This window comes from Planotetraspora silvatica (assembly GCF_016863315.1).
Lineage (GTDB): Bacteria > Actinomycetota > Actinomycetes > Streptosporangiales > Streptosporangiaceae > Planotetraspora > Planotetraspora silvatica.
This window is the reverse complement of the sequence record NZ_BOOQ01000052.1, coordinates 1-21925: the sequence shown is the minus strand read 5'-3', so window position 1 is coordinate 21925 and position 21925 is coordinate 1. Positions and strand designations below refer to the sequence as shown.

20 protein-coding genes and 1 pseudogene are annotated in these 21925 nt (G+C 69.5%); 12 read left to right on the top strand and 9 right to left on the bottom strand.

All coding sequences use genetic code 11. From position 1 onward, the window contains the following. Positions 1 to 20: 20 nt before the first annotated feature. Entirely contained in the window at positions 21 to 518 is a 498-nt protein-coding gene (locus Psi02_RS33840; RefSeq protein WP_203979936.1) for a winged helix-turn-helix transcriptional regulator, read from the top strand. A 257-nt stretch (positions 519 to 775) separates the two neighbouring features. Here Psi02_RS33840 and Psi02_RS41195 read toward each other — a convergent pair. Both Psi02_RS41195 and Psi02_RS33830 read right to left on the bottom strand, forming a co-directional pair. Beyond that, positions 776 to 847 (bottom strand): annotated as a pseudogene (locus Psi02_RS41195) (LuxR C-terminal-related transcriptional regulator); the annotation flags it as partial. A 107-nt stretch (positions 848 to 954) separates the two neighbouring features. After that, on the bottom strand, positions 955 to 1542 hold the full coding sequence (locus Psi02_RS33830; RefSeq protein WP_203979935.1) for a TetR/AcrR family transcriptional regulator: 588 nt from the start codon (positions 1540 to 1542) through the stop codon (positions 955 to 957). Positions 1543 to 1704: 162 nt separating this feature from the next. Here Psi02_RS33830 and Psi02_RS33825 point away from each other — a divergent pair, with 162 nt between their 5' ends. Further along, on the top strand, positions 1705 to 2454 hold the full coding sequence (locus tag Psi02_RS33825) for an SDR family NAD(P)-dependent oxidoreductase (RefSeq protein WP_203979934.1): 750 nt from the start codon (positions 1705 to 1707) through the stop codon (positions 2452 to 2454). A gap of 104 nt (positions 2455 to 2558) precedes the next feature. Further along, positions 2559 to 3098 (top strand): GNAT family N-acetyltransferase, encoded by a 540-nt coding sequence (locus Psi02_RS33820; protein ID WP_203980004.1) that lies wholly within the window; start codon positions 2559 to 2561, stop codon positions 3096 to 3098. 66 nt (positions 3099 to 3164) lie between these two features. On the opposite strand, the gene Psi02_RS33815 is transcribed toward Psi02_RS33820, so the two are convergent. Further along, on the bottom strand, positions 3165 to 4541 hold the full coding sequence (locus tag Psi02_RS33815) for an FAD-dependent oxidoreductase (protein ID WP_203979933.1): 1377 nt from the start codon (positions 4539 to 4541) through the stop codon (positions 3165 to 3167). 80 nt (positions 4542 to 4621) lie between these two features. Here Psi02_RS33815 and Psi02_RS33810 point away from each other — a divergent pair, with 80 nt between their 5' ends. Further along, positions 4622 to 5533, top strand: coding sequence for a cupin domain-containing protein (locus Psi02_RS33810; RefSeq protein WP_203979932.1), 912 nt, complete (start codon positions 4622 to 4624; stop codon positions 5531 to 5533). 58 nt (positions 5534 to 5591) lie between these two features. On the opposite strand, the gene Psi02_RS33805 is transcribed toward Psi02_RS33810, so the two are convergent. Next, positions 5592 to 6146, bottom strand: coding sequence for an ArsR/SmtB family transcription factor (locus Psi02_RS33805; protein ID WP_203979931.1), 555 nt, complete (start codon positions 6144 to 6146; stop codon positions 5592 to 5594). A gap of 108 nt (positions 6147 to 6254) precedes the next feature. Between Psi02_RS33805 and Psi02_RS33800 the strand changes: the two genes are divergently transcribed. After that, positions 6255 to 7202, top strand: a complete 948-nt coding sequence (locus tag Psi02_RS33800) for a DUF2218 domain-containing protein (RefSeq protein WP_308442295.1) — start codon at positions 6255 to 6257, stop codon at positions 7200 to 7202. Between the two features lie 5 nt (positions 7203 to 7207). On the opposite strand, the gene Psi02_RS33795 is transcribed toward Psi02_RS33800, so the two are convergent. From Psi02_RS33795 to Psi02_RS33780, 4 genes are all read right to left on the bottom strand, one after another. After that, complete coding sequence (locus Psi02_RS33795) at positions 7208 to 8122, bottom strand: endonuclease/exonuclease/phosphatase family protein (RefSeq protein WP_373317731.1); 915 nt, start codon at positions 8120 to 8122, stop codon at positions 7208 to 7210. 393 nt (positions 8123 to 8515) lie between these two features. Next, a complete protein-coding gene (locus Psi02_RS33790; RefSeq protein WP_239095392.1) occupies positions 8516 to 9778 on the bottom strand; it encodes a sensor histidine kinase in 1263 nt (420 codons plus the stop codon). Position 9779: 1 nt separating this feature from the next. Next, positions 9780 to 10496, bottom strand: a complete 717-nt coding sequence (gene cseB / locus Psi02_RS33785) for a two-component system response regulator CseB (protein ID WP_203979929.1) — start codon at positions 10494 to 10496, stop codon at positions 9780 to 9782. Positions 10497 to 10643: 147 nt separating this feature from the next. Next, positions 10644 to 12233 (bottom strand): flavin monoamine oxidase family protein, encoded by a 1590-nt coding sequence (locus Psi02_RS33780; protein WP_239095391.1) that lies wholly within the window; start codon positions 12231 to 12233, stop codon positions 10644 to 10646. A gap of 240 nt (positions 12234 to 12473) precedes the next feature. Between Psi02_RS33780 and Psi02_RS33775 the strand changes: the two genes are divergently transcribed. The 3 genes from Psi02_RS33775 to Psi02_RS33765 all read left to right on the top strand — a co-directional run bounded on the left by Psi02_RS33775 (position 12474) and on the right by Psi02_RS33765 (position 18045). Further along, positions 12474 to 13871: a hypothetical protein gene (locus tag Psi02_RS33775; protein WP_203979928.1), complete on the top strand. Its 1398-nt coding sequence runs from the start codon at positions 12474 to 12476 to the stop codon at positions 13869 to 13871. Between the two features lie 194 nt (positions 13872 to 14065). Then, a complete protein-coding gene (locus Psi02_RS33770) occupies positions 14066 to 15415 on the top strand; it encodes a carbohydrate-binding domain-containing protein (protein ID WP_203979927.1) in 1350 nt (449 codons plus the stop codon). A 227-nt stretch (positions 15416 to 15642) separates the two neighbouring features. Further along, positions 15643 to 18045 (top strand): HNH endonuclease, encoded by a 2403-nt coding sequence (locus Psi02_RS33765; RefSeq protein ID WP_203979926.1) that lies wholly within the window; start codon positions 15643 to 15645, stop codon positions 18043 to 18045. A gap of 22 nt (positions 18046 to 18067) precedes the next feature. On the opposite strand, the gene Psi02_RS33760 is transcribed toward Psi02_RS33765, so the two are convergent. After that, complete coding sequence (locus Psi02_RS33760; RefSeq protein ID WP_203979925.1) at positions 18068 to 18808, bottom strand: hypothetical protein; 741 nt, start codon at positions 18806 to 18808, stop codon at positions 18068 to 18070. A gap of 175 nt (positions 18809 to 18983) precedes the next feature. Between Psi02_RS33760 and Psi02_RS33755 the strand changes: the two genes are divergently transcribed. The 4 genes from Psi02_RS33755 to Psi02_RS33740 all read left to right on the top strand — a co-directional run bounded on the left by Psi02_RS33755 (position 18984) and on the right by Psi02_RS33740 (position 21869). After that, positions 18984 to 19505, top strand: coding sequence for an RNA polymerase sigma factor (locus Psi02_RS33755; RefSeq protein ID WP_203979924.1), 522 nt, complete (start codon positions 18984 to 18986; stop codon positions 19503 to 19505). After that, positions 19502 to 19969: a hypothetical protein gene (locus tag Psi02_RS33750; RefSeq protein WP_203979923.1), complete on the top strand. Its 468-nt coding sequence runs from the start codon at positions 19502 to 19504 to the stop codon at positions 19967 to 19969. The genes Psi02_RS33755 and Psi02_RS33750 overlap by 4 nt, the downstream gene beginning before the upstream one ends. 239 nt (positions 19970 to 20208) lie before the next feature. Next, on the top strand, positions 20209 to 20616 hold the full coding sequence (locus tag Psi02_RS33745; protein WP_239095400.1) for a YciI family protein: 408 nt from the start codon (positions 20209 to 20211) through the stop codon (positions 20614 to 20616). A gap of 8 nt (positions 20617 to 20624) precedes the next feature. Beyond that, positions 20625 to 21869, top strand: a complete 1245-nt coding sequence (locus Psi02_RS33740) for an RNA polymerase sigma factor (protein WP_203979921.1) — start codon at positions 20625 to 20627, stop codon at positions 21867 to 21869. The last annotated feature ends 56 nt before the right edge of the window (positions 21870 to 21925 follow it).

The window sequence follows — 21925 nt, the reverse complement described above, 5'->3', positions numbered from 1 at the left end:
TTGCATGGTCAGGGGAAGTCATGTCGCTCACGTTTGAAGGTGTTCTGGCCGATCGGAGTACGTGGCGGCTGGAAAACTGCTCGATCGGAAAGTCGATGGACGTCATCGGCACGCGGTCGTCGATGCTGATTCTCCGCGAGGCCTTCTACGGGACAACCCGGTTCGACGACTTCGCCCGGCGCACGAAGATCACTGACGCGATCGTCGCGACGCGGCTCAAGGAACTGACCGACATCGGCTTGTTCGTCAGGCGGCCCTATCAGGAGCCGGGTAAGCGGAGCCGCCACGAATACCTCCTGACCGAGAAGGGCAGAGATCTGGTCCCTGCCGTATTCGCGCTCATGCAGTGGGGCAACAAGCACCTGCAGGGTGAGGGCGGCGGGCCACTGCGCCTGGTCGAACGAGGCACCGGTGAGCCGGTCGTGATCGGCCCGCGCACCGCATCCGGGAGGGATCTCGAGCTTGAGGACCTCGCGATAGTTGCACACGGCGATTGGGCCGACCCGCAGAGCGGCTGACCATTCATCCGGCCCGGTTCACACCGTGACGCGGGCGCGGGAGGGTCCTCTTGCACGGCATCCGATTTTCGATCCTCACGGAAGTCGTCCAGGATTCCGTGAGAATCGAAAACCGGCCCATGCCTGCGCAGGCCGCCGGCCGTTGATCGGCCGGAGGGTGGGACTCCGTCCCCGGGGGAGACCAGCCCGGTCTCGTAGGCGAGGACGACGGCTTGAGCGCGGTCCCTGAGGGCGAGCTTGGCGAAGGTGCGTGCGACGTGGGTCTTCACGGTGGCCTCGCTGAGCGTCAGTGCGCGGGCGAGTTCGGCGTTGGACAGGCCACGGCCCATGAGTGTCAGGACTTCGAGCGATGCTCGGCGCGTACCTCCCGGCCCGGTCGGCGGCGCGGCTGACCATCGCGGCGGTGCTGCACAACGAGTGATCCGCCGGTCGGTCGTCAAACCCTCATCGCGTCGCGGACGAGTTCCCGGACGAGTGACAGGGCGACATCCGCGGCTCGTCCACCGCCCGGATGCGCCGCCGCGGTGTGCAGGCCTTCGACGATCAGCCAGATACGCTCCGCCAGGACGTCGGGGGCGGCGACGTTCATATCGGCGACGAAGTTCTCGATCCGCGCACGAGTGTCGAGCAGGTACCCCGTCGCGATCCGGCCGGCGGAGTCGTCGTGGTCGGCTACTTCCGCCAGGTAGTTACGGAAGGGGCAACCGCGATAGTCGGGCGACTGGACGCCTTCGGCCATCGCCTCCACGAAGGCGATCAACCGTGCCGAGGGGTCGCTCCCCGCGTGATCGTCGGCTTCCGCGTACTGTCGCCCGAAATCCCGCCTCGCGCGCTCCAGATACTCCGCGACCAATTCGGCCTTGCTGGGGAACTCGCGGTAGAGCAGGCTCTTTCCGCACTTCGCCCGGTCGATGATCTGCTGCATTCCCACCGCTTGCACGCCGTGGTCGTAGAACAGCAGGGCGGCGGTGTCGAGAATCCGCTCACGCGTGTCGGGTGCGGGCCTGCGTGCCAACCGGATCACCTCCGGCACCCACCTTAGCGGACCGATCAGTCCCTCAAAAGTTGACTTCGGTCAGAGTCCTGTCCACTATGGGACCGATCGGTCCGGGACCGATCGGTCCATCATCTGCTGCTTCAGCCACCGGCACCGACGCCGGTCCGTGCCGGAGCCGAAGGAGGAACCATGTCAGAAGTTCTCGCGGGCAAGGCCGCCGTCATCACCGGTGGGTCGACAGGAATCGGTCTGGCCACCGCCCGCCGATTCCTCGCGGAAGGGGCCTCCGTCGTCATCGCGGGCCGACGGCAGACGGAGCTCGACAAGGCGGTCGCGGAACTCGGAGGCGACGTGCTCGCCGTACAGGCGGACGTGTCCGATGCGGATGACCTCGATCACCTCTACGCACGCGTACGGGAGACCCGGGGGAGGATCGACATCCTGTTCGCCAACGCCTCGATCCTGCAGGGGCACAGCCTGGGCGGCATCACCGAGGACCTCGTGGACCGCCACCTGGACATCAACGTCAAGGGCCTGGTCCTCACCGTCGAGAAGGCGCTTCCGCTGATCACGGACGGCGGCGCGGTCATCGTCACGTCCTCCGTGGACGGGGTGAAGGGCGGCCCGGGCCGCAGCGTGTACGCGGCCACGAAGGCCGCCGGCCGCAACCTCGTCCGTTCCTGGATGCAGGAGCTTTCCGATCGCCGCATCCGTGTCAACGCGGTCAGCCCCGGCCGCACGGAAACCCCCGGACTCGCGGCCCTCGCCGGAGACCTCGACGTCGAGGAGTTCTTCGGTCACCTCGCGACGGGGATGCCCGGCGGCCGCAACATCCAGCCGGACGAGGTCGCCGCCGCCGTCACGTTCCTGGCGTCGGACGATGCCAGTGGCATCAACGGAATCGACCTGCCGGTCGACGGCGGGTTCGCCCAGATCTAGAGCGATGTGCGGGGCCGCCTCGTAGCGTACGGCGAGCTTGTCATAGGGATCACTCGGGTGATCCACTGACTCACGACAGGCCCTAATGTTGGCCCGTGTCCGAAATGTCATCACGGGTCGAACTGCGCCCGCTCACCCTCTCCGACCAGGACGAGTTCTGCTCGCTCGTGCAGGCCAGCACCGAGCTGCACCGGCCATGGATGCGGCTGCCCGCGACCGCGGAGGAGTTCCAGGTCTGGATGCGCCGCCTCGACGACGGCACCAACCTGGGCTTTCTGATCCGCGTCCGGGAGACCGGCGCAGCCGCCGGCATGGTCAACATCAACTCGATCATCCGGGGCCGCTACCAGGGCGCGTCTCTCGGCTATGCGGCCTTCGCCCCGTCCGCAGGGAAGGGTTACATGACCGACGGGCTTACCGTCACCCTGCGGCACGCCTTCACCGACCTGCGGCTCCACCGGCTGGAGGCCAACATTCAGTCAGCGAACAAGGCGTCCCTGGCCCTGGCCCAGCGCCTGGGCTTCCGTTACGAAGGGCTGTCACCCGGCTACCTCTACATCGACGGGGCCTGGCGCGACCATGAACGCTGGTCCATCACCGCACCGAACCCCTGGGAACCCGATCCCTCCCTTCCCGAGGTGTGAGCCACACGGAGCCGGTCATGAAACACGTCCCAGGCGGCCGGGGGAGTGCAGCTCGTGAGCCATGTCTCACGAGGCCGCGGCGAGGACCTCGTTGAATCCCTCGGTCGAGCTGGGGTGGGTGTAGATGGTGTCGCGGAGCTCGGCCGCCGTCACCGCGTGGCGCATGGCGAGGGCGACCGTGTTGATGAGCTCCTGCGAGTCGACGCCGAGCAGGGCCGCGCCGAGGATCCGGTCGGTGCCGGCGTCGATGACGAACTTCATCAGTCCGCGGGTCTCCTCGACGATCCTGGCGCGAGGCATCGCGGCGATCTCCGCGATCGGCTTGCTTGCGATCTTCACCGTGTGCCCCCGGTCACGTGCCTGCCGTTCTGTGAGCCCGACCGTGGACAGCGGCGGCGTCATGAACAGGGTGTGCGGGACCGCCTGCCGGTCCGCCGTGGATCGGGCACCGGTGCCGATCAACTGGTCGGCGACTATGCGGTTGTCGTCCAGCGAGATGTAGGTGAACTGCGGACCTCCGTTCACGTCGCCGACCGCGAAGACGTGCGGCCGGCTGGTGCGCAGATGTTCGTCGACCTCGATCGCTCCGCGGCCGGTGGTGCGGATTCCGGCTGCCTCGAGACCGAGGCCGCGGGTGGCCGGCGAGCGGCCGGTGGCGACGAGGACGCTGTCGGCTTCCAGCGTGAGCCGCTGACCGTCCTTCTCGTAGACGACGGTCGCGCCGCCGTCCCCGTCGCGGACCTCGGTGACCCGCGCTCCGGTGACGAGGGTGATGCCCTGGCCGAGAAGGATGCCGACGGCCGCCGCGGCCACGTCGTCGTCCTCGCGCCGCAAGATCTGCGGGGCGACCTCCAAGACGGTGACCTCGGCGCCGAACCGGCGGTACATCGCGGCGAACTCGATGCCGAGGTAGCCTCCGCCGAGGACGGCGAGCCGCCGGGGCAACTCTGTCGTGCTGATCAGATCGGTGCTGGTCGTGGCGTACTTGCTGGTGCGCAGGCCGGGGATCTCCGGGATCACCGGTTCGGACCCGGTGTTGACGACGATCGTCTCCGCGCTGATCGTGAGCCGGTCGGCGCCGGCGCTGACCTCGACGGTCTTGGGGTCGACGAACCGTGCGCGGCCGGTGACGACCGTCACGGTGTCGATCGTGTCCAGCATCTGGAAGTTCTTGCCGCGAAGCAGGGTGGTCAGCTGTTCCACGGCGCCGACGGCCTGCTCGTACCACTCCTGTGCCGTGTCGTCCCGGCGGCGCGACTCGGCGCGATGGACCAGCGCCTTGGTCGGCACGCACCCGATGTTGATGCAGGTGCCGCCGTACATCCGGTCGGACTGCTCGACCATCACGACACGTTTGCCCAGCCGGCCCATCGTCGCGGCGAGCGTCTTGCCGCCCTTGCCGAACCCGATCACCAGGACGTCGACGTTCAAAGCGGTGCTCATTTCGTTCACACATCTAGAATCCATGTCGAACGAGCGAGCCGACAAGGCGATGAAGTCTCAGTTTCTATCGCGGAAGTATCATGGACTCGATAAGTCATCTGATCCGCCTGGCCCGCCTGCGGGGTGGCATCGACAAGCGCTGCCTGCTCGCCGGCAACTCGACACTCGACAATCCCGTACGTCCTGCGGGCGAGGCGCCCTTCCACCTCCTCCTCGAGGGCGGCTGCACCCTGGAACTGGCCGATCGGAGCATCGATCTGCGGCCCGGGGACGTCGTGCTGCTGCCGAGGGGGGCGGCGCACCGCGTCCGCACACTCGGCGTGGGCCGCCCGGGGCCGGTGGTCGAAGATGCCGGCGTCGCGTTCCCGACCGCGCGTAGCCAGGGCGCCGAGAGCGAGATCGATCTGTTCTGCGGCCACTACGCGTTCGGTCCGGGCGCCGGCGGACTGCTCTTCGAGACCCTGCCCGACCCCCTGCACGTGTCCTTTGGCGCCGAATCGAGCGAACCCGTGCGGATGCTGAGCGCACTGATGCGCAGTGAGGCGCAGAACGACGGCCCGGGCACGGAGGCGATCGTGATCTCCTTGTGCGACGCGCTGCTCGCGATGGTCCTGCGCAGCACGTCGAACCGCCGCCTCGCCGGCGACACCCTCTGGACGGCCGTCGACGACGAGCGCCTGAGGACGGTCATCGACGCCGTGCTCCGCGACCCCGGACACGACTGGACCATCGCCGGCTTCGCCCGGCTCGCCTCGATGTCGCGCGCCACCTTCATCCGCCACTTCACCCGCGCCACGGGCATGACCGTCGGAGACTTCCTCACCCGCATCCGGATGATGACCGCGGCCGAACTTCTCACCGGCGGCGACCGGCCGGTCGCCGCCGTCGCCGCCGAGGTCGGCTACCGGTCGGAGTCGGCCTTCGGCCGAGCATTCCGTACGGCGACGGCCACCACTCCCGCCCGATTCCGGCGGAACGCGGCCCGCTCATAGCCGGACGGGGCACGCTCGATGATCGTCGCGGCGCGCCTTCAGGCCGCTCAGGGCGAGTTCAGCCGGATTCCGCGGCGTGCTCGTCGGGGGACAGGGCCGGGATGTCGGCCGGATACAGGCTGACCAGAAGGCCGTACGCCTCGCCTCGGGAACTGTCGGCCGGAGGCGGGTCCGTGGCGTACGCCTGGAGCCGGGCGGCGAGCGCGCCGGCCTCGTCCGGGGTGAGCCAGAGGTGCCGCAGCAGCGTGCGCCCTCCCTGCCCGGGGCGTGGGGGCAGCATCTCGGCCAGGGCGGCGTTGATGAGGAACTCCGGGCCGACCCCGGATTCCTCGTGGAGCTTGAAGCCCCGGCTGACCAGGGCGAAGTACTGCTCGGTGCCGCCCCGTACCTGCCGGGTGGACGCCAGCCGGACGAGGCCCGCGTCCCGGAGAATCCGTACGTGATAGCCGATGGTGCCCTTGGTCGAGCCGAGCGCCGCGGTCAGCTGGCCGAGCGTCGCTGGCCGCTGGCGCAGGACGTTCACCAGGCGGTGGCGCACCGGATGCCCGAGCGCCTTGAACTGCGCCGGTGAGCGCAAGACCAGATGCTCCTGCTCGGCCGGCTCGTCTTCCACAAGCTAAGTGTCTAGGAATGTCGACGCTTTGACAAACGGCCCAGGCGAACCTCAGACTCGTTCAAGCGTTGAGGATCCTCGACGCTTCCCCCAGTCGAAGGATCTTCGATGCCCGTCTCAACGGCACATGTCGCGACCTCGCGTTCTTCTCGATACATCAAGCAGCTCATCTCGCATATGGGCCACAAGACGACCGCGGAACTCTCCGGCGACGGCAGGGGGACCCTCACCTTCGCCCAGGGGACGTGTGTGCTCACGCCGTCCGGAGATCACCTCGGCATGATCGTGACTGCCGGTGACGCCGAAGGCGTCGCGGGCGTCCAAGACGTCGTCACCCGCCACCTGCTGCGTTTCGCCACCCAGGAGTCGCTCGACGTCGACTGGACCGAGCCGGTCTCGGGGAGTTCGCTGCAGCTCGTCGATCCCGTCGTCGGCGACTATCTGCTCGAGCACTGCACGCCGGCCGGCGACGTGCTCGACGAACTGGTCGTCAGGACGCGGGAGGCCACCGGCGACGCGTCGGGCATGCAGGTCTCCCGGGACGAGGGCGCCCTGCTGACCATGCTGGTGCGCCTGGTCGGCGCGCGCCATGCCATCGAGGTGGGGGTGTTCACCGGCTACTCCTCGATCTGCATCGCCCAGGGGCTGCCTGAGGGCGGGCGGCTGCTCGCCTGCGACGTCAGCGACGAGTGGACCTCCATCGCCAGGGACTACTGGGAGCGCGCCGGTGTGGCGGACCGCATCGACCTGAAGGTCGGCCCGGCCCTCGAGACGCTGCGCGCGCTCCCCGCCGAGCCGTACGTCGACATCGCGTTCATCGACGCCGACAAGGAGAACTACCCGGCCTACTACGAGGAGATCGTCCAGCGACTGCGTCCCGGTGGCCTTGTCGTCCTGGACAACGTGTTCCTCGGCGGCCGCGTCATGGACCCGGCCTACCAGGAGGAGCGCCATCTGGGGATGCGCCGCCTGAACGATCTCATCGCCACCGACGCCCGGGTCGACTCGGTGATGTTGCCCGTGCGAGACGGCGTCACCCTCGCCCGCAGGCGCTGAACCCGTCAGTAGTCGACGGACGCGGCCACGGGCAGGTGATCGCTGCCGGTGGCGGGCAACGTCCAGGACGAGACCGGCTCGACGCCCCTGACGAGGATCTGGTCGATGCGGGCCATGGGGAACGCCGCGGGCCAGCTGAAGCCGAACCCGTCGCCCGCCGCGCCCTGCGCCGACCGCATCTGCGAGGTCACCGGGGCCAGAGCCCTGTCGTTGGCCGTGCCGTTGAAGTCGCCCACCAGGATCGCCTTCGCGACGGGGTCGTCGCGCACGGCCTCGGCGAGGAGCCGGGCGGACGCGTCGCGCTGGTCGGCGGTGAAGCCGGCGTCGAGATTGACCCGCACCGACGGGAGGTGGGCGACGAAGACGGCCAGCGGCCCGCGGGGGGTCTGGACGGTGCTGCGCAGGGCGCGGGACCACTCCATGATGCCGACCGAGCGGGTGCCGCTCATCGGGTACTTGCTCCACAGGCCGACGGTGCCCCGGATCGCGTGGTACTTGTACGCGCCGGCCAGGGCCTTCTCGTAGATCGGTACCGCGGAGGCGGTGAGCTCCTCGAGCCCGACCACGTCGGCGCCCGACGCGATGAGGGCCCGTGCGGTGCCCGTCGGGTCCGGGTTGTCGTTGTTGACGTTGTGGGAGGCGACGATCAGGTCCCCGCCGTCCGCCCGCTTGTCGATGAGCGTACGGCCGAAGAGCGCGAGCCAGATGACGGCGGGCAGCGTCAGGGCGACGAGGGCGGTCGCCGAGCGGCGGGCCAGTGCGAACGCCGCGAGAAGGGGGACGGCCAGACCCGTCCAGGGCAGGAAGGTCTCGGTGAGGCTGCCGATGTTGCCGGTGCGGTTGGGGATGTGGGCGTGCAGCAACATCACCAGGACGGGCAGGACCGCCAGGCCCGCGATGATCCGCCCCCGCCGCCACATTCCGGCCTCCCGCCAACGACGCCGGCTTTCGGTGTCAGGGCCGCCCCCCTCTTGCGAGGTGGCGTCGACGGTCGTCGTCATGTGGCTTCACTTCCCCCTTTGGCGTGCCGCCAGAGCCGAGGGCAGCGAGTCTTGAACCGCGGCGACCACCTTCTGGCCGTTGTCCCAACCGGTCAGGAGATCCCCTTGGGGAGCGGTGGACGCGTGCAGGATCATCTTCGCCTCGCAGGCTACCCGAGCATCGGCGGAGTAAGCGGATGATCCCGATGTCCCAGAGGGGATCGGCATCGCCTCGGACGACCGCCGTTCACACCTGTCGACCCTGCCGTGGGCGGGCATCCGGGGCGTCGGCGCCGCGTCTCGGTCACCGCTCGGGCGTGTGTCGGATGTGTATCAAGCCTCGGGCCGCGTACGGCCGCGGAGCCGGAGTACGGCGACCGCACCGCCGTCGGGGGCGTTGCGGAAGGTGAGCTCGGCGCCGATCACCCGGGCCTGGCCGAGGGCGATGGTCAGGCCGAGACCATGGCCGTGGCCGCGCTCCGCGGCCCCGGTCCTGAAGCGCTGCGGCCCGCCCGCCAGCAACTCGCCGGGGAAGCCGGGACCGTGATCACGTATGACGATCGTCGTCCCGTCGACCGTGACCTCGACCGGCGGCCGTCCATGGCGGTACGCGTTGGCGACCAGGTTGGCGATGATCCGGTCGAGCCGGCGGGGATCGGTGTCGGCGACGGGATCGCCCGTCACCGTCAGGCCGGCCTGAAGTCCCGCACGGCGTACGGACTCCTCGACGACCTGGTCCAACGGCACGACGGCGTGGTCGGCCGATTCGGCGCCCGCGTCGAGACGGGAGATCTCCAGCAGGTTCTCGACCAGCGTCCGCAACACCCCCACCCGGTCGCGGACCAGGTCGGTCGCCTCGCTCTCCGGCAGCAGTTCGGACGCGGTGATCAGGCCCATCAGCGGGGTGCGCAGTTCGTGGGCGACATCGGCGGTGAAGCGCTGCTCGGTGAGCAGCCGTTCCTGCAGAGCGCCCGCCATCGAGTCGACGGCCGAGGAGATGTCGGTGATCTCGTCACGTGCCCGCCCGGCCGTTCCGATCCGGGCGTCCAGGTCGCCGTCCGCGATGCGCCGCGCGGTCCCGGCCACCCGTCTCAACCGCCGGTTGGGCGGCTCGGCGGCCAGCGCCGCCAGCGGCACGACGACGGCGAGCACGGCGAGCGAGGCCTCCACGATGTGCCGGTCGAGCGCCTGCAGGCTCCGCAACTCCGACCCCAACTCCATCTGGACGGCGATCACATGACCGTCGACCGACTCGGCGGCCCACATCCACGGGATGTCCGGCCGGCGGTCGTCGTACCAGAAGCCGACCTGTTCCAGATCCTGCCGGAGAAGCGCCGGTGGCATCGCGTCCGGATCCTGCACGCTCAGCGGGTCGGCGACGCCGGTCCGCCGGTATTGGTCGACCACGGGCCCCAAGGCGTTCTGGGCCCGCTCCCTGCCGATGTCCATGGAACGCTCGAAGGTGCTCCGATGGACCAGCACTCCCACGGCGAGCGCGACCGCACACGACGCCATGGCCACCAGCGCCACGATCTTCCAGCGCTGCGATCTCGGGTTCAGCAGGCCGCGCGCGGCCTGGACGATGTCGGCGTCCACCTCAGCGCCGCAACTTGTAACCGAAGCCTCGGACCGTCTCGATCCGCTCGGCGCCGATCTTCTTGCGCAGGCGCTGCACGCACAGGTCGACGACGCGGCTGTCGCCGTCCCACCCGTAGTCCCAGACGTTGCGCAGCAGCGTCTGCCGGTCCAGGACGATTCCCGGATTCGCCGCGAACTCGAGCAGCAGTCGCAGCTCGGTGGGGGCCAGCGCGACCTGCTCGCCGTCCCGGAACACCTCCAGGCCGTCGGTGTCGATGGTCAGATCCCCGAAGATCAGACCCGCGCCGGGCTTGGGCGCCTCCTCGGCGACAGCGGAGAACGTGGCCCGGCGCAGCAGCGAGCGGATCCTGGCCACCAGCACCGCGGTGTCGACGGGCTTGGCGACGTAGTCGTCCGCGCCCGCCTCGAGGCCTGAGACCACATCCAGCGAGTCGCCGCGGGCGGACATCATCAGGATGGGGACCAGGCTGGACTCCCTGACTCTGCGGCACAGCCCGATGCCGTCCAGGCCGGGCAACATCACATCCAGCAGCAGCAGATCATGCCGCCCGTCCCGGAAGAGTTCCAGACCGGTCAGTCCGTCGCCGGCCGAGGTCACGGCGTAGCCGTAGCGCTCCAGTGCCATTCCGACCGTCTTGCGGATCACTTCGTCGTCCTCGACGAGCAGCACGGTGACAGGAGCCGACGGCCCGCTCACGGCGGCCAAATCAGACATCTCTCTCAAACGGTACGTGCATCACCAGGACAATACAGGGGCCTGCCGGTGGTCCACGATCGCTCTCCTCCTGTGGTGGGCGCTCGGGACCGATGGCGAAGGGCACGGCCGCCGCGCGACCGTGCCCTTCCTGCGGGATGCCGAGGCTCAGTTCGTGAGTACGCGCTGATGGAGATCGGTGACGGTCTTGCGGGCCGACTCCAGTGCGCCCGCCTGCCACGCGATCATGTAGCTGAGCCAGTCGCCCGCGAAGTGGACGTGGCCGGCCGGCTTGTTCAGCAGTTGATATCCGCCGGTGCGGGACGGCCAGCCGACCCAGGCGCCCTCGATGTGCGGTTGCAGCCTCCAGGAGATCGACGCCGACGTCACCAGTTCGTCGCGGTACTTCGCGCCGTGGATCTTCATGCCCTGTTCGACCGCGCGCTTCTCCCTTTGCGGATGGGTGAGTGCGGCGTAGGCGTCCTGGTTGGCGCCGTTGTTGTAGTAGCCGATGATGAGGCCGCGCCGCCCGCCGTACCCGTAGGAGGGGTACCAGACGACGGACAGATCGAGGTCGGTGTTGGTGATGCCGCCGTAGATGTTCTCGTCGGTCTCCCACCACCGGCGGCGGTACTCCAGGCCGATCTTGCCGGATGACGTGACCGTCGGCATGGACAGGGCGGCCTGCACGTCGGGGCCGAGGTTGTGCGGGGTCTTGGCCAGGATGTGCGGGGGCATGGCGGCCACGCAGAAGTCCGCCTTGATCGTCTTGGTCTTCCCGTTCTTGTCCAGGTATTCGACCTCGACCCCATGGGCCAGGTCGGTGATCTTCGTGACCTTCGATCTCAGCGAGATCTTGTGCCTGCCGATCGCGTCGGCGAACGCCTTGGGGATGGCGTCCATGCCGCCGACGGGCTGGAACATCAGCATCGCCTGGTCGTAGCCGAACTCGAAGGAGAACCGCTGGCCGACGCCGCTGGCGAGCACGTCCGACAGGGAGGGCACCGGGCCGAGAATGGTGCCCGGCTGCTCGCCCGCGCCGGGGTTGACGCTGTAGCCCCGGTGCTCGTTGCCGGTGTAGGCGAAGCCCGCCGCCTTGTTGCCGATGGAGCCGAAGCCGCGCAGGAAGGAGAGCAGTCGCTCCTTGTCCTGGGCGGTCAGCTTGGCGTCGAGCGCGCCGCTGTCGGTGGCCGTGGAGAGCAGTTCGGAGATGTACCCGTAGACGTCCGCCTTGGCGGTGCGCCAGGCGACCGGCGCCGTCATGCCCGCGGCCTCGTTGTAGATGTACGCCTGGGAGTTGGAGTTGGTGAAGACCTCCAAGGGCACGCCCAGTTCGCGGGCGTAGTCCATGGTGACCATCCACTGCGCGAGCCGGGCGGGGCCGGCGTTCATGTAGATGCCGTCGGAGAAGCGGGCGATCTGGGTCGAGCCGTCAAGCTCGGTGATCCGGTCGCCGCCCCTGATGGTCCAGTTGCGGCCGCCGACCCGGTCCAGGGCCTCGAGCACGGTGCAGTCGTAGCCCGCCTTGCCCAGTTCGTACGCGGTGGCCAGGCCGGCGACTCCCGCCCCGAGGATGACGACCTTCTTCGCACCCCTCCCGGTGAGGGTGAAGTCGGATGGTTGCGGGGGGACGAAGGCCGTGCGGGCCGCCGCCTCGGCGGTCGGTGCGAGTCCGAGCGCGCCCATCGTGGCGAGGAGCGCTCCCGCCCCTCCGGTCGCGCCCACTGCTGTCAGGAACCCACGCCTGCTGTAGCTCACAGACACCTCCAAGATCTCTGGTGGCAAGTGTGAGCAAGATCTGTTGCATGCGATCGACGATCATGTTCCGGGGCAATTTCTACCAAAACCCCATAAATCTCGACATTCCATGATGGTTGCGGTGATGTTTCGAGCGTCCGTCATCCGGCCGCGGCGGGGGAGTACGGGGGGAGACCTGGATCGGCCCTCGCTTTCCGGTTTCCCTCCCCAGGAACGATCTTCGGGGCACATAATCGACGGGTGGGAAGCCGCAATTCCGACCATGTCCGCATTGCCCCAGAAGTCATCGCGGCCGCCGTTCCCAGGGAGAACGACGGACGGCTTCTGTGGGCGTGTGCGAGAGCAGGACTGCTCGCCGCCGCCCCCGTCGCGGTCATCGCGATGATCCTCATTGAGACGACCGGGTCGTCCTGGTGGTTCCTGCCCGTCCCGCCCGTCGCCCTGGCCGTCGCGGCGTACGCCGACGGGATCGTGCTCCTGCACCGGGAGGCGGAGCGCTCCGCGCGGAGCGGTCGTGCCGCCGGGTCCCTGTACAACCGCGCGCCGAGCAAGGCGAGCGGTGTACGCGCGAAGGATCTCCGGCCCGGAGACTGGGTGTGCTCCGAGGCCGACTATCACGAGAGGACCCGGTCGATCGTCGAGCGGAACGCCGACAACGAGGCGGACCACCAGCGGCGGACGGCGCAGCGGGACGAGCGCGAGCGCGAGGCGAACCTCAAGTTCCGGATGGACCTCGCCGAATGGACGGCGAATCCGCAGGGGCCGCGGCCCACCCGGCCCCGCATTCCGGGGATCCCGAAGCCGTACCTGCATCCGCTGCCCCCGCCGGAGTTCGCGCCCGTCCTGGTGCTCGACCTCTCCGGGGACGAACGGACGTCGGGTGTCTGGCTCGCCGGCCGGTCCCTCATCCGGGCGGGTGCGGCCGACCACTTCCTGCGCGGCGGGAGGGGAGTCCCGGCGCGCGTCGCGAATGAGGACGCCACCCTCGCGGAGGCGGTGTCCGCCCTGATGGCGGCCCTGTCGTCCTCCTGGGCCCAGGAGAGCGCCCTGCTGGAGTCCATGGTCGGGGCGGGGCATCCACCCCGGTCGGCGCGGCACGCCGTGCGGGCCTGCGTGGCGGTCGGGCTCGCCGTGCCCGACCCCGCACGGCGGCGCACCCTCGTCGAGGGGCTGCCCCGGCTGCGGGCGAGGCTGGGCGTCGAGGTCCGTGACCACAGGATCAAGCTGAGCGATCTCGGCGCGGCGTGGACGCGTTCCGTCTCACCGCCTGCGGTCGGCGGGCCTGCCGCGCCCACGATCAGTCACCAGTTCCACCTTTACAACCCGACCTTCGCGTATTCGAACATCGGCGGCGTCGGCGACATTGTGCACAACGAGCGGGATCCGGAGATAACCGCGCTGGTGAAGGCCGTCGTCCAGTTCCTCGAAGCGCAACACGACCGTTTCCCGGAAACGTCCGATCCGGGTGGGCTCGAGGCGGCGCTGGAGGATCTCCGCGGGGCGCTGGCGGAGCCGGAGATGCCCGTCTCCCGCGTGCGGAAGACGCTCGGCGTCGTCTACCAGGTGGGTGTGGACCTGGCGGTCGGCGTGGGCGGCAACTTCCTCTTCGAAGGCATCAAGAAAGTGATCGGTATGTGACCGATCGTGGTGCTCCACCGCCGATCGGCTCCCAGGGAACGGTTCTGACATGTGGGCCGAACCATTTGAGGGGCGAAATGTGAAGTACAGCCGGCGTATCTCCAATGTGTTTCGGGTCTTTCATGTGCCGTACCTGATCTTGCTTAGCATCCAGGTGCCCAAGCAGCGGATGACGTGCATGGAGGAATTCGACGATGCGCTTCAGGAGAACGAGATCCGCGGTCATCGCGGCGATCGCGGGAGCGGTGGTGGCGGCCGTAGGCCTCTCCGGCACCGCGAGCGCCGCGCCGGCCTCGCAGTTCAGTGTGGTGGACGGGACGATCACTCCGGCGAAGGGCACCCCGGTGCCCGCGTCGGGCACCCAGGCCTCGTTGTGGAGCAACTCCAGCTACGCCACCACGACGATCGACGGCTCCGGCCGGGTGCAGATCGGTGCGATCGGCGACAACTGCCAGGGCTGGCCGACCGTCCGGGTGACGGCGGACGGCACGCTCCTCGGCGACACCACGATCGTCAGCGCCACGAGTTACGGCACCTACGGGGTGGGGCCGGCGCTCGGCGCGGGCACGCACACCATCAAGATCCAGCTCGTCAACGACGTGCAGACGACGACATGCGACCGAAACGTCCACCTGGCCTACGCCCGGATGGAGACCGCGACCACGGACACCAAGTTCACCTTCGCCGTCATGCCCGACACCCAGCAGGAGGTGCTGAACGCGAGCGACACCCGCTTCAAGAACCGCACCGACTGGCTGGTCGCCAACAAGTCGGCGCTGGACCTGCGGTTCGTGTCGCATTCCGGCGACGTCGTCAACTGGGACACCCCCGATCACTCGCAGTACGTGATCGCCCGGAACGCGATGCGGTCGCTCGAAACGGCGAAGATCCCCTACTCGCTGGCGATCGGCAATCACGACACGCAGGCGACCGGAGTCGGAGGGTCGGCCCGTGATCCCGCGCACACGCGGGAACTCGTCCGGGACACGAGCGTCTTCAACCAGTACTTCACCGCCGCGCAGTACGGCGCCGTGAAGGGACAGTTCGAGGCGGGCAAGGTCGACAACTCCTACTCGACCTACGACGCCGGCGGCGTGCAGTGGCTGGTGATGACCCTCGAGTTGTGGCCGCGGACCGAGGTGGTCAACTGGGCCAAGAGCGTCGTCGCCGCCAACCCGCACCACAACGTCGTGGTCGTCACGCACGACTACATCGACGCCGACGCCAACATCGAGCAGAGCGGTTCCTACGGAGCCAACAGCCCGCAGTACCTGTACGACAACCTGATCAAGCAGTACGCGAACATCAAGTTCGTCTTCTCCGGTCACGTGGGCGTCGCGGGCAACCGGGTGGACACCGGCGTCCACGGGAACAAGATCTACTCGTTCCTCCAGACGTTCCACTCCAACACCACCAACCCGGTACGCCTCGTGGAGATCGACACCAAGGCCGACTCCGTGCGCACGTGGATCTACGGGCCGTACAACAACCAGTCGTTCACCGAGTACGACCGCTCGTTCACCGGCGTCGGCCTGGTGCGGTAGCGGACCTCTCGACCACGGCGACCGTGAGACCCCTGCCGGGGTCCGCGGTCGCCGCGCCGGCCGCCCCTTCGGGCAGCCGATCGTGCCCCTGAGGCCGCCCTTCCTTCCGTACGGCGGAGCGGACGGATGGGCGAGGGTGAGGGGAGCGAGCGTCTGGAGCAGATGTGTTTGAACGTGAGCAGCAGGTTCGGCGCGCTTCACCGGACAGGACCGCCTCGCGTCAGGGGATGCCGCGCGGTGTGGACACGCTGCTGCGAGTCCAGCGCTCCGCGGGCAACAGCGCGGTCACCTCCGCCGTACAGCAGCGGAGCGGTGCCGCGGCCGCACCGGGGCGTCCCGGGGTGATGGCGGCGGCCGTACAGCGGTGCGCGCCGAAGGACCCCGGGTGCGACTGCCCCGCGGAGGACAAGCAGGCCGCGCAGGGCATGCCGACTCACGATCCCGGCCTCACCGAGGAGCCTCCCGTCCAGCGCGTGATGGACGACCGGCATCAGCCGGGGCAGCCGACCGTCCAGCGGGCGCCGCCGGCGGCGGTCCAGGCGGGGGTCTCCTTCCAGGGACGCTTCTTCGCCAGCGATCCCGCTCAATTGCGCACCGCCCTGGAGATCCTGGTGGTCGAGAAGGGCGCCGAGGCCGCGGAGTCGTTCGCGTACGCCTTCCTCCGGATGGGGATGGAGGACCGCCTCCGCCTGCAGTTGAAGGGGACGGATCCCGCGCTGATCGACCAGGTGCAGGCCGCCTTCGAGCCCGTGCTGCAGAAGTTCCAGAAGGAGCGGAACACCTACGTCGAGAGCTTCCGCGACGAGGCGGCCGCCGGAGCGCAGATCGTCCTCACCAGGAGCCGGGACGCGCTCAACAAGGAGAGGGACAAGTACACCGGGGAGGGCTGGCCCGTCGAGGAGCCCGACGTGGACGGGCTGCGCGCCGCCGCGAAGGCGCTCGCCGTCAGGCGCCGCTCAGCGGACGCGGCCGCCACGAAGGCCAAGGACGCCTTCGGCGTGATGCGGAGACAACTCCAGACGCCGGCCCACCCCGGCTCCTTCGCACCGGCCCCGATCGTCCCCTACTTCCCCGACCCCGCCCTGCGGGAGGCAGCGGGGACGACGAACGAGGCGTGGTACCAGGAGGAGCAGTCCTACGCGAAGCTGCGCACGACACATGAGGCGACGTTCCCGGCCCTGGCGATGTACACCGACAACGAGGACGGGAAGGCGGCGAGCCGGCTGGAGGACCTGCCGACCTGGGGGATCCTGGCCGACCGCCGGCTCAAGAAGAACGTCGTCACCGAGATCGACAGCCGGATCGGCGACAACCTCACCGCCTCCCGCTCCTTGAACGACAAGGAGAAGGCGTGGGAGCTCCCGAAGGTCGTCGATCTGACGCTGAAGGGCAAGCAGGCCAAGCCGTTCGAGGAGAAATGGGTCAGGCACCGGGTGAGCCAGGTGCACGAGGAGGCCGCGGAACGGCAACGGCTGCTCGCGGCGATCACGGTCGGCTTCGCGGTGGCGGCGGGCATCCTGACGGCCGGCGCGGCGGCCGCTCCGGCGGGATTGGCGGGCACGGCCCTCCTGGCCGGCCTGGCCACCGCGGCTCAGGCCGGGACCACGGCGTTGACGATCGCGACGGCATACCAGGAGTTGATGGACTACCGATTCAAGAAGGCGACTCAGGAGACCTCGCTCGACCGCGCCGATTCGATCGCGGGTGACGATCCGTCGTTCCTCTGGCTGGCGGTGACCCTGGTCGGCGCGATCGCCGAAGTCTCCGCGCTGAAGGCGGCCTTCGTCACGCTGAAGGGCTCGATCCAGGCGGCCAGGGCGGCCCGCAACACGGTCGGCCTGGCCGAGGAGGTCGTCAAGATCCGGGAGCTGACCCCGGCGGCCGGCGAGTCGATCACCAACCGGGTGAAGGCCGAGATCGACGCGATGGCGCCCCAGGTCGCCGACCCGGGGACGCTCAAGGCGACGGCCGGGCTCTCCAGCGACCGGCTGGCCCAGCAACCCGACCTGCTCCGGCACGAGTTCCAGCTCGCGCAGTCGTCCCCGGCTCGCCGGGCGATCCAGGGTGAGGTGTACTCCGAAGAGGTGATCCTGGAGAACGGCCACGTCTGGCGCAAGCAGCGGGAGAACGGGCGCTGGTGCCGCTTCTCCAGCGACCCGCTGTGCTTCATCTTCGGCGAGACCGGGGACGGGCACATCGACTCGTTCTCCGCTCCCCGCAAGGCACGTCAGGGGGAGTGGAGCGGGGTGCCCGGCAAATCCGATTTCACGCCGAACGACCCGGTGGCTCTGATCCGTGCCCGGTACCGCCCGATCCCGTACCGGAACGGATATCCAGATTTTTCGCAATTCGCTGAGGAACGGGCCCTCATCCCGCGCGACCAGTACGCGATCCCCGACCGCAATCTGCATGAACGGCTCGCCGACAGGGCTCTGGCGCGATCGCGCGGCTGGCTGCTGGCCAACGGGGATCCGGACGTGGCCAGGGCCGTGGCGTTCCGCACCAACCCCGCCGATCCGCTGACATGGCATCACGTCGAGGGTGACAACGTCCTCCTCCTCGTGCCGCGGCCCATTCACCGGGCCGCGCAGCACGCGGGTGGTTTCTCGATCCCCGCGCTCCCCTACTGAGGGCGCGGGGACCCGCCCCGGATCAGGAGAAACGCTCGATCGTCACCGGGATCAGCCCTTCGTGGCGCATCACCGTCGTCAGCTCCCGCAGCAGCGGCCGTACGGCGTCGCCGGATCGCCCGGCCAGGCAGGCCGTCAGGTCGAGCGACCAGGCCGCACCGGGGCCGATCCGGCGGAGATCCCAGCTGAACAAGTCGTCGGCCACGTTCAGCGAAGCCGTGCCGGCCACACGCGTCCGCGGATCCTCGAAGTCGTCCGAGAGCGTCATCCGCCAGATCGCCCGCAGGTGCGCCAGCTGGTCCCGGCCCAGCCGGCCGGCGAAAAGGACGCGGTAGACCCGCTTGTCGTGGAACCCGTCGGGAACCTCGGGGGAGTTGAGAATCAGGGGAGGTTCGCCCAGCGGCTCACGGTCGTGGAAGCGGGATCGCAACGCCGCCTCGCCGGGCAGTTCGCCTCCGCCGAGCCGCCGGTAGACGACCTCGGCGTCACGCCGGGGGACCGCGACGACGCGGCGCCGCAGTTCCGGGTCCCGGCGCATCCCGCGGGCGAAGGCCGCCGAGCTCCACCAGTCGCCGTCGGCCGCGATCCACCCGGCACTGTCCAGGCCGATCGCCGTGTGGTCGTCGGCGAGGACGAACTCCTCGACGACGATTCCGTCCGCGGGCGTCTCATCGGACGGCCTGTCCGGGAGCACCAGGTAGTAGTCCAGCGCGTACGGGGCCGCGACGGCCGCCCCCGCGTACGGATGGATCTCGGTGGCCATACGCCGCACATCCCTTTGTTCCGGACTCGAACTTCAGAAACCTCGAACGCCGTGACGCCGAGCATTCTTGACCCGGGCGCACCAGGTGTCCAACCTGTCCGGGATGAGGAGCCCACGAGGACGCGTGAACCTGGAGGCCGTCTCGTCCGACTGTGCTGGGTGACGGGAGGACGATATGACCGAAGAGTTACTGGTGGTGCGTGCCCAACTCGGGGAGCGTGCCGCGCTCGCCGAGTTGGTGCGCGTCTGGCACGTGCCGGTGTGGACGTACGTGCGGCGGATGCTGGACGCCGCGCGGGCCGACGACGTGACCCAGGAGGTCTGGCTGGCCGTGGTCAGGGGACTGCCCCGGCTGCGCGAGCCCGGCCGGTTCGCGCCCTGGCTTTTCACCATCGCCCGCCGTGCGGTGATCGACCGCCTGCGGGAGGAGTACGGCGAGGCCGAGCGGATCCCGGACGGCGAGCCGGTCATGGACGACCCGGTCGAGGCGGCGACGGACCGCGCCGCGCTCGTCACCGCGCTGTCCGGCCTGCCGGTGCTCGAGCGAGAGATCCTCGTGCTGTTCTACCTGGAGGACCTGTCCCTGGAGGACTGCGCGCAGATCTGCCGGATTCCGCCCGGAACGGTCAAGTCCCGGCTCAGCAGGGCCCGCCGCCTGTTACGTGACCACCTGACGGAGAGGGGATTCCAGCCATGAACGACGAGCCGCGCGTGTCGGCGGAGCAGATGATCGGGCGGCTGCCGTTGTCGCCATGGGCGCGGATCCGCGCCGCGGTGGCGCTGACGGCGGGCCTGGCCGGGGCGGTCTTCGTGGGGGCGCTGTGGATCACCGAGCCGGGACCGCTCCCCGGCGGAACCCGCCTCGCCTTCGCCCTGCTCACGGTGTTCTGCCTGGCCTGGGCCTGCTACGGGGGGTGGGTGATGACGCACCGGGCGCCGTTGTTCGCCACCGATCGGGTGATCGCCGCGTGGCTCGCCCTGACCGCTTCGTCCGTGACGACCGCGGTCGTGACGACGATCGCCGTCCAGCGGGGCACCGGACCGATCCTTCCGCTGGCGACCGGGGGCGTCCTGGTCGCGGCGACCGTGGTACTCGCCGTACGCGCTCATGCCCGTCGTGCCACGCTGCTGCGCCGCAAGCGCGAGCTGAGCGGGGAGTGAAGCCTCCGTCGAGGCAGGCCGGTCCGCGGCGCCTTCCATGAGCCGTCGCTTCCGGTCCCGCCTTCCGGAAAACGAGGGCAGGATCGTGCTTGGGGGACCGGGACCGGCTTTCGGGGAGCACGTTCCGCGGAAACTCGGAAATCTCCCGTGATCCGGTGTCCGGGATGGTCAGGTGGCTCCGACGTCTCTGACGTACGGCACAGCAGAGGTGCCGGAAGAAGGGAGAGACCGTGAAGTACATGATCTTGAGCTATGCCTCCCAGCAGGACTACGACAACATGGCGGGCAAGGCGGCGGGCACGCCGGCCTGGTCCGCGGAGGACTTCGCGGCCATGGGCGCCTTCATGGAGGCCTTCAACAAGGACCTCGAGGAGTCCGGGGAACTCGTGGAGACGCGGGCGCTGGCGGCTCCGGTCCACACGAGGAGACTCGGGTCGGCGAACGGCGCTCCGGTCGTGACGGACGGTCCGTACGCGGAGACCCAGGAGGTCCTCGCCGGTTACTGGATCGTGGAGTGCGAGAGCTTCGACCGGGCCACCGAGATCGCCGCCCGGCTGGGCGAGTGCCCCGCCCCGGAGCAGGTCGCCGCGAGGGCCTACGCGGACATCCGGCCGATCGCGGAATCCCGGGTGGAACTGGAGTACTGATCGCCTCCGTGCGCGGCACCGAGATCGAGGACCTGCTGCGCCGGCTGGCGCCGCAGGTCCTCGGCGCGGTCGTCCGGCGGTACGGGCATTTCGACGCGGCTGAGGAAGCGGCGCAGGAGGCGCTCCTCGCGGCCGCCACGCAGTGGCCGGAGGAGGGCGTCCCGGACAACCCCCTGGGCTGGCTGATCACGGTCGCCTCACGCAGGCTGACCGACCTGCTGCGGGCGGAGCAGGCTCGCCGGCGCCGCGAGGACACCGTCGCCCGGTGGGCTCCGCCCGGCGAACGGCCGGCGCCCGCCGCCGACGAGCCGCCGCCGGAAACCGACGACACGCTGATCCTGCTGTTCATGTGCTGTCATCCCGCGTTGTCGCCGGCGTCCCAGATCGCGCTCACGCTGCGTGCGGTCGGCGGCCTGACGACCAGGGAGATCGCCCGGGCCTTCCTGGTGCCCGAGGCCACCATGACCCGGCGCATCAGCCGCGCAAAGGAGCGGATCAAGGACAGCGGCATCCCCTTCCGCATGCCCCGGGGAGCGGAGCGCGCCGGACGGCTCGGCGCCGTGCTCCACGTGCTCTATCTGATCTTCAACGAAGGTTATGCCAGCACATCGGGGCCGAGCCTGTACCGCGGCGAGTTGTCGGCGGAGGCGATCCGGCTCGCTCGCATGGTCCACCATGTGCTGCCGGACGACGGCGAGGTGGCGGGACTGCTCGCGCTCATGTTGCTCACCGACGCACGCCGCCCCGCGCGCACGGGCCCGGACGGCGAGCTGATCCCGATGGCGGAGCAGGACCGCGGCCTCTGGGACGCCGGCCACATCGCCGAGGGCGTCGCGCTCGTCACCGCGGCGCTGCCGCGAGGGGTGCCGGGCCCGTACCAGCTCCAGGCGGCGATCGCCGCGGTCCACGACGAGGCGCCGAGCGCCGAGACGACCGACTGGCCGCAGATCACGGCGCTCTACGAACTGCTGATGCGGATCTCCGACAATCCCATGGTTCGGTTGAACCACGCCGTCGCGGTGGCGATGGCCCGCGGTCCCCAGGCGGGGCTCGACCTCCTCGGAGAGCTCGTGGCCGACGAGCGGATCGCCGAGGACCACCGGCTCCACGCGGTCCGGGCCCACCTGCTCGAGATGGCCGGTGATCGTGTGGCGGCTCGCGAGGCCTACGAGGCGGCGGCCCGGCGGACGGCCGGCCTTCCGCAACAGCGCTACCTGCACTCCCGCGCCGCCCGCCTGGAGGACGGTCCGTGACGGTGACGGCCGCGCTCCGGCTCCGCTACGGCGTGCCCGTGCCGGCGCGCGTGGCC

Excerpts from the sequence above, each read along its gene's own strand:
- Psi02_RS33840 (WP_203979936.1), top strand. The coding sequence starts at position 21 with ATGTCGCTCACGTTTGAAGGTGTTCTGGCCGATCGGAGTACGTGGCGG.
- Psi02_RS33825 (WP_203979934.1), top strand. The coding sequence starts at position 1,705 with ATGTCAGAAGTTCTCGCGGGCAAGGCCGCCGTCATCACCGGTGGGTCG.
- Psi02_RS33820 (WP_203980004.1), top strand. The coding sequence starts at position 2,559 with ATGTCATCACGGGTCGAACTGCGCCCGCTCACCCTCTCCGACCAGGAC.
- Psi02_RS33815 (WP_203979933.1), bottom strand. The coding sequence starts at position 4,541 with ATGAGCACCGCTTTGAACGTCGACGTCCTGGTGATCGGGTTCGGCAAG.
- Psi02_RS33810 (WP_203979932.1), top strand. The coding sequence starts at position 4,622 with ATGGACTCGATAAGTCATCTGATCCGCCTGGCCCGCCTGCGGGGTGGC.
- Psi02_RS33800 (WP_308442295.1), top strand. The coding sequence starts at position 6,255 with ATGCCCGTCTCAACGGCACATGTCGCGACCTCGCGTTCTTCTCGATAC.
- Psi02_RS33795 (WP_373317731.1), bottom strand. The coding sequence starts at position 8,122 with ATGTGGCGGCGGGGGCGGATCATCGCGGGCCTGGCGGTCCTGCCCGTC.
- cseB (WP_203979929.1), bottom strand. The coding sequence starts at position 10,496 with ATGTCTGATTTGGCCGCCGTGAGCGGGCCGTCGGCTCCTGTCACCGTG.
- Psi02_RS33770 (WP_203979927.1), top strand. The coding sequence starts at position 14,066 with ATGCGCTTCAGGAGAACGAGATCCGCGGTCATCGCGGCGATCGCGGGA.
- Psi02_RS33765 (WP_203979926.1), top strand. The coding sequence starts at position 15,643 with ATGCCGCGCGGTGTGGACACGCTGCTGCGAGTCCAGCGCTCCGCGGGC.
- Psi02_RS33760 (WP_203979925.1), bottom strand. The coding sequence starts at position 18,808 with ATGGCCACCGAGATCCATCCGTACGCGGGGGCGGCCGTCGCGGCCCCG.
- Psi02_RS33755 (WP_203979924.1), top strand. The coding sequence starts at position 18,984 with ATGACCGAAGAGTTACTGGTGGTGCGTGCCCAACTCGGGGAGCGTGCC.
- Psi02_RS33750 (WP_203979923.1), top strand. The coding sequence starts at position 19,502 with ATGAACGACGAGCCGCGCGTGTCGGCGGAGCAGATGATCGGGCGGCTG.
- Psi02_RS33745 (WP_239095400.1), top strand. The coding sequence starts at position 20,209 with ATGATCTTGAGCTATGCCTCCCAGCAGGACTACGACAACATGGCGGGC.